At 40.6% G+C, this 12,217-nt stretch carries 11 protein-coding genes and 3 pseudogenes; 2 read left to right on the plus strand and 12 right to left on the minus strand.

Features of this window, described 5'->3' with window-relative positions:
- Positions 1-189: 189 nt before the first annotated feature.
- The 4 genes from efp to ACFOU2_RS04860 all read right to left on the minus strand — a co-directional run bounded on the left by efp (position 190) and on the right by ACFOU2_RS04860 (position 2,863).
- Positions 190-747: an elongation factor P gene (efp, locus tag ACFOU2_RS04845; RefSeq protein WP_377912738.1), complete on the minus strand. Its 558-nt coding sequence runs from the start codon at positions 745-747 to the stop codon at positions 190-192.
- A gap of 20 nt (positions 748-767) precedes the next feature.
- Positions 768-1,829, minus strand: coding sequence for a M24 family metallopeptidase (locus ACFOU2_RS04850; protein ID WP_377912740.1), 1,062 nt, complete (start codon positions 1,827-1,829; stop codon positions 768-770).
- Position 1,830: 1 nt separating this feature from the next.
- Entirely contained in the window at positions 1,831-2,274 is a 444-nt protein-coding gene (gene aroQ, locus ACFOU2_RS04855) for a type II 3-dehydroquinate dehydratase (RefSeq protein WP_377912742.1), read from the minus strand.
- Between the two features lie 82 nt (positions 2,275-2,356).
- Entirely contained in the window at positions 2,357-2,863 is a 507-nt protein-coding gene (locus ACFOU2_RS04860; RefSeq protein WP_377912744.1) for a YqhR family membrane protein, read from the minus strand.
- 217 nt (positions 2,864-3,080) lie between these two features.
- On the opposite strand from ACFOU2_RS04860, the gene ACFOU2_RS04865 reads away from it, so the two are divergent.
- Positions 3,081-4,025, plus strand: a complete 945-nt coding sequence (locus ACFOU2_RS04865) for a DUF1385 domain-containing protein (RefSeq protein ID WP_377912746.1) — start codon at positions 3,081-3,083, stop codon at positions 4,023-4,025.
- A gap of 95 nt (positions 4,026-4,120) precedes the next feature.
- Positions 4,121-4,504, plus strand: a complete 384-nt coding sequence (locus tag ACFOU2_RS04870) for an SA1362 family protein (RefSeq protein WP_377912748.1) — start codon at positions 4,121-4,123, stop codon at positions 4,502-4,504.
- Between the two features lie 121 nt (positions 4,505-4,625).
- On the opposite strand, the gene ACFOU2_RS04875 is transcribed toward ACFOU2_RS04870, so the two are convergent.
- The 8 genes and pseudogenes from ACFOU2_RS04875 to ACFOU2_RS04910 form a co-directional block, all read right to left on the minus strand.
- A complete protein-coding gene (locus ACFOU2_RS04875; protein WP_377912750.1) occupies positions 4,626-5,513 on the minus strand; it encodes a patatin-like phospholipase family protein in 888 nt (295 codons plus the stop codon).
- Positions 5,514-5,635: 122 nt separating this feature from the next.
- A complete protein-coding gene (mntR, locus tag ACFOU2_RS04880; RefSeq protein ID WP_377912752.1) occupies positions 5,636-6,073 on the minus strand; it encodes a transcriptional regulator MntR in 438 nt (145 codons plus the stop codon).
- A 151-nt stretch (positions 6,074-6,224) separates the two neighbouring features.
- On the minus strand, positions 6,225-7,250 hold the full coding sequence (splB, locus tag ACFOU2_RS04885; RefSeq protein WP_377912754.1) for a spore photoproduct lyase: 1,026 nt from the start codon (positions 7,248-7,250) through the stop codon (positions 6,225-6,227).
- Positions 7,251-7,591: 341 nt separating this feature from the next.
- Positions 7,592-8,716 (minus strand): annotated as a pseudogene (locus ACFOU2_RS04890) (hypothetical protein); the annotation flags it as partial.
- A gap of 76 nt (positions 8,717-8,792) precedes the next feature.
- On the minus strand, positions 8,793-9,518 hold the full coding sequence (locus ACFOU2_RS04895; protein ID WP_377912756.1) for a restriction endonuclease: 726 nt from the start codon (positions 9,516-9,518) through the stop codon (positions 8,793-8,795).
- Between the two features lie 215 nt (positions 9,519-9,733).
- Positions 9,734-10,378: pseudogene (locus ACFOU2_RS04900) on the minus strand (vitamin B12-dependent ribonucleotide reductase); the annotation flags it as partial.
- Positions 10,379-10,805: 427 nt separating this feature from the next.
- The gene (locus tag ACFOU2_RS04905) at positions 10,806-11,153 is read right to left on the minus strand and encodes a hypothetical protein (RefSeq protein WP_377912758.1); all 348 of its coding nucleotides are present in this window, start codon (positions 11,151-11,153) and stop codon (positions 10,806-10,808) included.
- 242 nt (positions 11,154-11,395) lie between these two features.
- A pseudogene (locus tag ACFOU2_RS04910) lies at positions 11,396-12,184 on the minus strand (ribonucleotide reductase N-terminal alpha domain-containing protein); the annotation flags it as partial.
- Positions 12,185-12,217: the final 33 nt, after the last annotated feature.

Raw genomic sequence — 12,217 nt, forward strand, 5'->3', positions numbered from 1 at the left:
TTATTTATATTTTCAATCTAAAATATGCACTGCCCCTGCTGCAGTATGAATGTCTTTTTCACTCACCACAAGCAAGCTGCAAAGGGGTCCGCATAAGGATTTAACAAGGCTCGACAAATCCTTGTGCATGAATAAAGGGGCCATGAATGCTCTTTATTCATGGCCCCTTTATTTATATGGATTCAAATGTTAGGCGCGTGATACATAAGAACCGTCTGTTGTATTAATGATTAACACATCGCCTTCGTTTACGAAGAATGGAACTTGAACAACTAAACCAGTTTCCACGGTAGCCGGTTTAGAACCGCCTGAAGCTGTGTCACCTTTAATGCCCGGCTCTGTTTCCGTTACTTTTAACTCAACCGTATTTGGAAGCTCGATACCGATTGTTTCGCCTTGGTACATCATGATGGAAACTTCCATGTTTTCTTTCAAGAATTTTAATTCGTATTCGATTTGTGTTGCAGGAAGCTCGATTTGTTCATAGCTTTCATTATCCATGAATACGTGCTGATCGCCGTTTGCATATAAATATTGCATTCTGCGGTTATCGATTTGTGCTTTCGCTACTTTTTCACCGCCGCGGAATGTTTTCTCTTGGATGGCACCAGTACGCAGGTTACGTAATTTAGAGCGCACGAATGCCGCACCTTTACCTGGTTTTACGTGTTGGAAATCCAATACGCGCCAAATGCCTCCATCTACTTCAATTGTTAAACCTGTACGAAAATCGTTTACTGAAATCATTTAATGAATCCTCCTACATATTATAAAATAATTAGTTCTTTTGTTGAGTAAGTTAACGATTCGTTACCTTCTGCCGTAACGATGGTATCATCTTCAATTCTGACACCGCCGACGTTTGCTATGTAGATTCCTGGTTCTACGGTTACGACCATACCAGGCTCTAAAACCGTATCAGACCTCATCGATAAAGCGGGACCTTCATGCACTTCCATACCTAGCCCATGCCCCGTAGAATGCCCAAAATACTCGCCATATCCTTTTTCGGTAATATAATCACGAGTAAGCGCATCCGCTTCTTTTCCTGTCATCCCTGCTTTAATTCCCTGCATGCCCCGGAGCTGAGCCTGCAGCACAACATCATAAATCGTTTTTAACTGATTGGTTACATCTCCAACTGCAACTGTTCGTGTAATATCCGAACAGTATCCTTTATAGTATGCTCCAAAATCGAGTGTAACAAATTCGCCTTTTTCAATTGCTTTGTTTGTTGCAACTCCATGCGGTAAAGCAGAGCGATATCCCGAGGCTACAATGATGTCAAACGATGAAGACGCGGCCCCTTGCTTGCGCATAAAAAATTCAAGCTCGTTTGATACATCAAGCTCTGTCACACCCGGACGTATAAAGCCTAAAATATGTTCAAACGCTGCATCTGCAATTTTTGCCGCTTCCTTTAATATCTTAATCTCTGAATCATTCTTTATCAAGCGTAACTTTTCCATGATATCGGAAATAGGAACAAGTTGTGCCCGAATATTTGTTTTGTAGGAAGTGAATTCAGCGAATGTTACGTGCTGCTGCTCAAATCCGAGCTTGGTGATTCCTAGTCGTTCCACTTGCTTTGAAATTTCCTCTACGATTAAACCCTTATGCTGAACAATTTCAAATCCTTCTATTTGCTTGCCCGCTTGTTCCACATAACGAAAATCCGTGATAAAAACCGCTTTATCTTCTGAAACTAAGCCAACTCCTGCAGTGCCTGTAAAGTTCGTCATGTAACGACGATTATAACCGCTCGTAATAAGCATTCCATCAATCCCTTGATGTTGGAACGCTTGACGCAGTTTCGTTAATTTTTCCATTTCACTTCTCTCCTTTTCCCTCATTTAACAAAGCAAGTAAGGCCATTTCATATCCATAGAGCCCCAATCCAACAATTTGGCCTTTCGTAACAGGAGCAGTGACCGATTGATGGCGAAACGCTTCTCTTGCATGAACGTTTGAAATATGTACTTCGATAACCGGAACGGAAATGCTTGCGATGGCATCACGAATCGCATAACTATAATGAGTGAATGCGCCAGGATTTAGGATAATCCCATCATATGAATTGTCTGCCTCATGAATTCGATCGATAATGGCTCCTTCATGATTGGATTGAAAGCAATTAATTGTTACACCCTGCTGTCCGCCAATCTCTTGCAACCGATGTTCCAAATCAGCCAGCGTTTGCAAACCATACACACTCGGTTCGCGTGATCCTAAACGATTTAAATTAGGACCATTTATAACCAATATCTTTTTCATCATCGTTTTCCCCTTTGATAAAAGCATAGAAAAAAGAATGTTCATCTTTAGAACATTCTATCATAAAAGCGGACTATTCTCACTACTCAATCGCTCCCTCTGATTGTGTAGCAGCTTCTAGTTCAGCCGCTTCAAAAGAAATGGAATACCCAATAAAGACACCATACAAAATATAGAAGCATATTGTAGTAATAATCGTATTCAATTCCAACTCTCTCACCGTCTTTAGATTAGGGAAAAGTGGATTTAACACATAGAAAACAAGAGCCCAAAGAGCCACTCCATAAATAATGCCTGCCAACATGCTTTTAAACCGTTTTAATGCAGCAAAATAAATAAGTGCAGCAATAATCGAGATAACCCCTATGAGCAGGATACTAATAACCATACCAGGCCATTTGTCTTTCCATGCACCTAATGCCCACGGCTTTAAAATTAAATTTGGGCTAATTTCCGTTAAATTAATAATGTATGCCAAATGGCTAAGGAAGCTCCAAAATAGTCCACCAACAAAACCGATAACGACTACTTTTGTCAGAAATGACATAGACTGCCCTTTCTCTTGTCCGCTTTTCTTTGATTTTGCCATGACCACTCACCTCTAGCCATAGTATGAACCGTAACATCCATTTCTATTTGTTCTTTTCCTTTAGAGTAATTTTTTTATAGAGAGTGGATTTATATGGAATTTTTTTGGTTACAATATATAACATACATCGAACATACATCGACCTAGAGGTTTATTTCGATTTGCTGTAGAATATAACAATAATAAGTTAATTTGTTTAGTTAGGTTGGTGTTACACATGTCTAAAATGCCAAAACCGATATACGGTGGTCAAGCTGTGATTGAAGGCGTGATGTTTGGGGGAAAACATACGTGCGTTACAGCAGTTCGACGAAAAGATCAATCAATCGATTATTTTCATTCCCCGCGCAAATCCAATAAAGTGCTGACTGCTCTAAAAAAAATTCCCTTTTTGAGAGGAATTGCGGCTATTATTGAGGCAAGCGCAAATGGATCGAGACATTTAAACTTTTCATCAGAAAGGTTTGATTTAGATCCAAATGAAGACTATCGTTTGAAGGAAAAGAAAGAATCAAAACTAACGTTAATTCTCGGAATTGCAACGATTGGAGTTATTTCCTTTTTGTTTGGTAAAGTGTTATTTACACTCCTCCCCGTTTTTTTAGCCGAGTTAACAAGACCGGTCTTTTCCTCCGACTTATCCCAAATTTTAATAGAAGGTTTATTCAAACTGCTATTATTGGTTGGATATATTTATGCCATTTCCCACACCCCTTTAATTAAACGGGTGTTTCAATATCACGGTGCGGAACATAAAGTCATTAATGCTTACGAAAACAACCAGGAGTTAACCATAAAAGCCGTTCAAGCACAGTCCAGACTTCATTATCGATGTGGCAGCAGCTTCATTTTATTTACAGTGGTCATTGGAATGTTTGTCTATTTGCTTGTTCCCACAGATCCTTTATGGGTTCGTATTATCAATCGACTTGCTTTAATCCCTGTTGTACTCGGCATTTCATTTGAGGTACTCCAGTTTACAAACAAATTGTGCGATGTACCCGTACTACGTTTTTTAGGTTATCCCGGCCTTTGGCTTCAGCTCCTTACAACAAAAGAACCAGCAGACGATCAGGTAGAAGTAGCTATTGCCTCATTTAAGGAACTGTTAAGAGCAGAAAGCGAGCACAATGCTTCTGCTAATGAAAATAAAGTTGTTTAATGCAAAAGGTCTGTTACGCCTTTTCTCTTCAGTGTAAGGCAAGCACACGACCGAACGATGTGATGCTGTTTCTTTTAACATATCAGGAGGTGAACATGATGAGACGTCCCTTAATCAAATCTTTATTATATGGTGTTATCGTATTAGGAGTAGTGGGCTTTCTCTATAAACTCATCAATGAACCAACAAGCATGCTGCGTACCATTGGTTTTACACTGATGTTCCTTCTCATCATTTATGTCTTTTTCACTTATATTCTTCGGGCGGGACAGCAAGGATCGCAAAACAAAGATTATATCCGTGCGGTCAAACAGTCCAAATCAAGGTTAAGGGAACGAACACAAAAACAAGCCGATGTTCGCAGTTTAAAAAAGAGTAAGCGCCCCAATAAACTTCACACTATTAAAAAGAGAAAAGAAACTCATTTAACCGTAATTGAAGGAAAAAAAGGCAAGAAGAAAAACCGTGCTTTCTTTTAGCAAGAAAATCGAAGGCGACTGCCCATAAGTTTAATATAAACAGGCAAAAACGTTTTTACTGAAAAGACCCGGCAGAAAAATCCTTCATGCTATAGGATTTCCGATGCCGGGTCTTTCTTTTTTAACAGGACCATTGTTCCAAAAAACGGCAAGTTTGCTCCTTTCCCAATTCGATAAGTTCAAGCTTTTTTTCCTCTGAAAGCTGAAACTCTGTTAATAACACTTGATTAACCGGGAGGAAAATAATATTTTTTTCATGGCGTGTAGAAATATGCCTCGCATCATGTGCATCTTTCATCGTCTCGAATAAGGCACCAAATAGATCGATGGCATTTTTTATATGATTTTTTTCCCGCTCTTCTTCTTTTGGATTAAGTTTGATCCCTAACACCGGTCTTACCTTCGGCCTTGTGTCACTATCGAATAACCACATGGGAAAATTGCTCAGCACCCCTCCATCCACCACAATACTCGCCCCTGCTTTCGGACTTTTCAACTTGACCGGCTCAAAGAAATACGGAAGGCTGCAGCTCATCCGAATCGCTTTGGCTACAGAAAATGTATGAGGCGAGATACCGTATTGCGGCAAATCGTCGGGAAGGACCATAATTTTGCCGTTTGTTAAATCAGAGGCGATAATTCTTAAAGAATGATGGGGCAAATCAGCAAACGTATGGATTCCTCTTTCCTTTAGCTTACACTCCAGCCACTTTTCCAGCTTTTCTCCTTTATAAAGACCTAATCTCCAATATAAGCAAAACCATTTCGTCAATCCCGAAGGAAGAAAGGTTCGTCTTTCATCCAGCAAGTCCTCCAGCTCTGTTTCATTCATTATGTTAAAAATTTCATGACTCGTATAACCTGCCACAATAAAAGCCGCAATAACGGCGCCTGCACTCGTCCCGGCTAACTGCCGGAATAAAAGACCTCGTTCCTCAATTGCCTGCAATGCTCCGATGAGCGCAAATCCCTTAATCCCTCCCCCAGAAAACACACCGTCTATATACACATGTGTTCCCTCCTCTGGTAACCGCCTTCCTTTACATTAGTAATCACATGGACTTTCGATTATGCAAAAATGCACATAAAAAAGAAGGGACTAGCGTGCTAATCCCTTCTCTAACGGTGATGTTACGAGGAAGAAGTTTGTTCTTCTTCATTTCGTTTTTGAACATTTCGAAGTTCTTCCAAGCTGTTTGGATTTTCTTCGAAATATTGGACCAAGTCCCCAATACGGTCAATAGAGTTCCAGCTTAAATGATGCTCAATTCCCTCTACATCCCTGTAAATATTGCTCTCATCAACGCCAATGATACGTAAAAACTGTTCTAATAATTCATGACGATATACTAAACGCTTACCAATTTTTTTACCTTTTGATGTTAACACCAGGCCGCGATATTTTTCATAAATCAAATATTCGTCTTTATCAAGCTTTTGCACCATTTTGGTCACTGAGGAGGGATGAACTGCCAATGCTTCTGCGATATCAGATACACGGGCGTATCCTTTATCTTCAATCAGCATATAAATTTGTTCAATGTAATCTTCCATACTTGGCGTAGGCATGACATCTCCTCCAATATTACTCTTTATTTCTATGTCCCGACTTTTTTATCAGTCATTAAATAAATTTCCAATGTTTTGTATTTTTTTCAAAAGACAATCAATGAAATTTTACTATAGAACCATTGAAATGACAAGTTTAACGCTATTTTATCTATGTGAAATACTGAATTTCCGCCTCAGGGAAAAATTGATGTATATATTTCTTCATCGTTGTTTCCAAATCCTGTGCTTCTTCCGTTGGGTAAACGTATTTGCCGATACCGTAGCGTCCCCATTTATATTTGCGCTTTTCTTCATCCATTTCCAGTTTCGTTTTCGGATAATGCTTTTCGATTACCTTTTTTGCCGGTTTTGTAAAGCGATGCTGAATTAATTCAAATGTTAAATTTTGCAAATCAAGCCCCTGTAAGGAATTCGATAAACGCTCAAATAACTCGAAATAACCTTCCTGCCAGTCATCATGCATGTAAATCGGAGCCACGATGAAACCTAACGGATATCCGGCATTTGCAACTTTTCTTGCTGCTTCCAGCCGTTCATCAAATAAAGATGTCCCGGGCTCAAAGTTTTTAATAACATAACGGGAGTTAACACTAAAACGAAAACGTGTTTTGCCATTATGGTTGGCATCAAGTAAATGATCGACAAAATGGTATTTGGTTACAAAGCGCAGGCGCCCATATTCGGTTTGGCCAATAAACTCGATCGCTTTCTTAAGGGAATGGGTTAAATGATCAAGTCCGACGATATCAGACGTACAGGCAGCTTCAAATCGAGTGATTTCGGGAGCGCGTTCATCCATGTATTTTTGCGCCTGCTCAAAAATTTCACCCAAGTTTACGTACGTACGAATATACGGCTTACTGCCGAGTGTTGTTTGCAAATAACAATAATGACAGTGCCCCATGCATCCAGTCGCAAGCGGAATGGCATATTCAGCTGAAGGCTTGGATGTATCGAATTTCAATGTCTTTCTCACTCCCACCACCAGTGTTGATTTTGCTACTCGATACTGCTGAAGCTCCGTCTCTCCTGGAAGCCCCCTTACCTGGTTATGGGAAGTTGTTTCCCTTATCTCAATGTTCATCTTCTCAAATTTTTCTTTCAGTTCACGCCCCAAAGGGTATTCAAGCGCTCGCGGTTCTATATAAACAAGCTGTGGCACAAAAGGTTTCATCCCTTTCGCTCACCTCTCTTTTCAATCAAGATGCATGTTCTTGTTTAGTATGAACGAAAGATTGAATGGCACCTCCCTGCAAATTTTGTATATATCAATTCACATAAAGAATGGGATATGAGCAAAAAACGCCCATATCCCATTCTTTATGCATAAGCGGCTGCCAATCTCCCTTACGGGTTCTTGCCAGCCGCTTATATGAGAACCTTTATAAGTCCATTCAAGATGTAAGAGCAGAAAGGCCATGAACAGCCAAAAAAGTAAACATGAATGTTAAAAATTAATGCGGCTTTATTAAAAAGCCGCCGGCGAGTCCTCGCCAACAGCTTTTCTCGTTTTAATTATAGACCGCATTTCAATTGTGCACCGCAGTTTGTGCATGTATTGCAGCCGCCGATTTCTTTTACTTTTCCTTTACGGCAAACCGGGCACGTATTGCCGACTTCAGAGCCGATCGTCACATCAGTGGAACGCAAATCACTGATTGTTTCCACTAATACAACATGCGGCTTTTCTTTTTTCGTTTCTTTTACTTCCACTTCATCATCAAATGAATTTTCTTCTGCTTTTAGCGTTAAGACCTGGGCGTCACGGCTTCCATCTACATAGACCGTACCGCCTTTTGCTCCGCCTTTGTAAAGACGCTCATACACTTTTTCCACTTGCTCTACCGTATATCCGCGAGGTGCGTTTACCGTTTTGCTGATCGAGCTGTCAATCCAGCGTTGAATCACGCATTGCACGTCCGCATGTGCTTCAGGCGCTAAATCCATCGCTGAAACAAACCAGTTCGGCAAGTTATTCGGATCCGCTTCCGGATGCTGATCCAAATACTCTTGAACGATATCCGCTTTCACTTCAATAAACTTGCCTAAACGTCCGCTTCGGAAATAAGAAAATGAGAAATAAGGCTCTAAACCTGTTGAAACACCGACCATTGTTCCTGTACTCCCCGTAGGAGCAACAGTCAGTAAATGCGAGTTGCGAATACCGTATTGTCTAATATCTTCACGGATATCTTCAGGCATCTTTTTCATGTAGCCAGTGTTCGTGAATGCTTCACGCAAACGAGCTGTTTCTTCTTCTGTCCCACCTGTTAAGAACGGGAAACTTCCTTTTTCTTTCGCAAGCTCAACAGAAGCTCGATAAGCCGTTGTTGCAATCGTTTCAAATACTTTATCGATCAGCTTGTTGCCTTCTTCTGAACCGTATTCTGTTTCACAATAGATAAGCAGGTCATGCAAGCCCATAACGCCAAGGCCGACACGACGCTCACCTAACGCTTGCTTTTTGTTTTCTTCCAGGAAGTAAGGAGTGGCATCGATGACATTGTCTTGCATGCGTACACCCACTTCTACCGTTTGTTTCAGCTTTTCAAAGTTAACCGTTTTGTTTTCCTTATCGGCCATTTCCGCCAAGTTCACCGCTGCAAGGTTACATACGGAAAATGGTGCGAGAGGTTGTTCCAATTTTGTTATCGTACGGCTTTTTATCCGTACTTCTTACACTTCTTTATTCGTGTAAGTTCAGCATATCTTTTCATTACACTTTATTAGCAATATCTTTCATATATTGAAGAAGTTCTTTTCTTCCACGATCTTCGTTGAATATAGCAGTCGAGATTATTCTAAAATCTTTAATGCCATATTGGATTTGTATTTCTTCAAGCAAAGGAGCCAGATTTGTTTTTATTTTATTAAATGGAGTCTGGATTATAATCTCTTTATTGTTGCATGTCCAATCAGTGATATGCTGTTTGATTAGCTCATATCGTTCTTCTCTATTCTGCATTTGCTTTAGCGTAGCTTTACGTATATTAGCACGCCCCCCGCAGGACTGACAGCAGTATACTTGTTGCTTTGAGGTTATAAGGGCTTCAAACTCTTTTTTACATGTAAAGCATATTCTTATCTCTCTAGGTACTTTAATTTTACCTTTTTGAGATAATCCACTTTTTCTGAGCCCTTCAATCATACGTTGGTTTGCTATGCTATCGGAAGCCCATAATCTCTTAGTATGTTCTCCGATTTTCTTCTTAGCATTGGCTTGTGCTTTTTTATCTCTAGACTTTACTTCAACAATTTTCAAAAGATTATTACTTTTGTCATATAAGAAAAAATCCGGCTTATAAATTTTATATCCAAGATCGTAAGTTTGAACTTCATACTGCCATTTAATATTGAGAAAATCAAGGTACTTAACGTATGCATATTCATAAGAGCTTCTCAGATAAACTCCATTGTAAAACCCTGCATATCCTCTATTCACTTAGGGCACCTCGTTTTATCGTATTCAAACCTTGATATTGCTTATTCATGTGTAATGTTGCGGCCTCGTGGGAGAATTATATTCTGCTAAGGCAGGTTCATCTCCTATGCGTTGCCCCTGGCTAAAGCTTTACCTTTAGCCTTCGGTTCGGATTCCCATCACAGGGTTCCCGCTTCATTCCGCAATTTTTAACGTGAGGCAAACTAAGCTACTCTACCACACGGATTCGTCGCAACGACTTGTTGACCGTACGCTTTTGCATTTGTCATGTCGTTCGCGTTATCAATGAAGAAAATACCTGGCTCTGCTGAATAGGTCGCACAAATGTTAATTAAGTTCCAAAGCTCTTTCGCTTTCATTGTGCGGTACGTACGAATGCGGTAGCCAAGTCTCTCCCATTCACGTACATCGCCGATTTTGTGCCATTCTTCATTATAGGCTTTCATTTCTTCTTCATTGTATGTTTCTACGGCCGGGAAGCGAAGTTCATAATCCGTATCGTTTTCAACAGCTTCCATGAACTCTTTTGTCAGGCAAACGGAAATGTTCGCACCCGTTAGAAACTCAGGGTTATGCACGCTGTAGTTGCCGCCTGTTTTTAGCTTTTCTTCTGCATCTTTAATGATTTTGTCGCTGAAACCGCCGTAACCAGGAATATGCTTATAATTGATGATTCCCTGGTACATCGCTTTCTCCTGCTCTGTCAGCGGCGTGAATTTCAGCTTATCTTGAGCGGCTTTTTTAATTTGCTCGTCATTTGTATTTTCAAGCAAGAATCGTAAAATTCTCGGATTTTGCATTTTGGAAATGATGAATTCGATGATGTCCGGATGCCACATGAATACCGTCCTTTTCAGGATACTTTAACTCTGCTTTCAAGCAGACGGATTAGACTATATCATCACCCTCAGCTTTACCTGTTAGGGGCCAGGCGCTTCGAGAAGGAGTATCCTTCCCTACTCTACTCCCTGTGCTTCACATACACGGTTTCGATAGTCTTTGAACCTTCACCTGTACGGTGCTTGGCTGCAGATTGTCCAATACAACTGATTTTTAAAGCATTCACGCTCACTGTTTCCAGTCACGTTGTAGCTCAATTGTCTCTAAGGATTTCCCTGCAATTCACCCGATTTTCTAGTCATTCATTGTCTGAATGACGCGGACTAGCATCTAACTTGCTTTTTAATCCGCCAACATAATCATTTGCGCGCCACGCTATTTGTTACTCACTTTTTTAGTGGGCTAGGTCATTTCTGCCTAGCTCTCATGCTTTCACATGAGTTCAGACTATATCATCAAGGAAGAAAATTTTTCATATTTGCGATTTAGTTTTATATTTCCATACTTATAAAGGTAACTAAACATACTTTGCGCTTCCTTTACACTAGAAATATACAAGTCATAACAGCCTTGTTTTTCATATATTGAATTTACATTTTGACCGATGCCATAAGACTTTAAAAATTGTAAGATGGATTCTAACATTTCTTTTGTCCCCGTAAAACCGACCCTAGTTTTAAGCCAGCCGTTACGTCCATAAACTCTAATATGAAGTTTTACAATCGCATTTATAAGCTCTTCCTTTTCTCGTGCCCTATAACCTCGTTGCCGCCGGCTATAGTTTACTCCTTCCATAATTACCATCATCTCCATTCATTTTTTTACAACTTAACATGTTGGTAATCTCAGGAAGTTTCAATAGTCGTTGAACCTTCATCTTCGTTTCCAAAGACGCTTGGCTGCTGATTGCCCATTGTCACATCTTCATCATTTTTTAGCCATCACGTTTGCCGTTGCCAGCTGCGTTGTGGCTGATGAAGCTTTAGGGTGTTCCAGCAATTCACGAGATTTTAATCCCGCCGTTTGGCACTTATTTAACGGGATCCACCCTGCTCAACAAGGTGCGTTAACTTGGCAATGTCATCAAGCCATGAAACCGAGCCGGATGATTTTCCGTTTACACCGCGTGCCAATGTGTTACGCGGGCGAAGCGTTGATCCGTTCGTACCGACACCGCCGCCGCGGCTCATGATTTCCATGACCTGTTTGCGATGCTCTGAGATGCCTTCACGCGAGTCTTGTACGTACGGCATTACATAGCAGTTAAAGTATGTAACGTCCGTGCCAGCTCCCGCTCCGTACAGAACTCGTCCAGCCGGAATGAAGTTTAAATTAACCAATTCTTGATAAAACTTTTCAAACCATTCCTGGCGTTTCTCTTCTGTCGTTTCCACGGATGCAAGGCCTGTTGCATTCCGTTTGGCGATTTGCTCATAATACACTTCAAGCGGCTTTTCAATCACATCCAACGAGCGTGTGATCACGCCTGTTTCGATTTCTTTTTCATCTGTCAGCGCTCCACGAAATTCGTCTTCAATCAGCACTGTTGCCGTTTTGTTTTCCCAGTTGATTTTTTGAATATAACCGAGACCCCTTGCCGGGAACTTCGGATCTTCTTTCACCGTCAGTACGACGAAGTCTCCCGCAGATAATGTCAGCTTCTCGGTGTCCTTAAAGGAATAACGATCCAACATCACAAGTCGCGATACACCTTTATGTGTTTTGTTCATGTCTGGTGTAATCGGGTGAACTTGCGGAAATAGCTGAATGTCTTTATTCAGCTTTTCTACGTTGATTTTTGGTGATTCATTTAACGCAACAGTCATTCTTACAACTCCCCTAAATTCAACATTTTGTTT

The organism is Bacillus songklensis (assembly GCF_042649685.1).
GTDB lineage: Bacteria > Bacillota > Bacilli > Bacillales > Bacillaceae_H > Bacillus_BA > Bacillus_BA songklensis.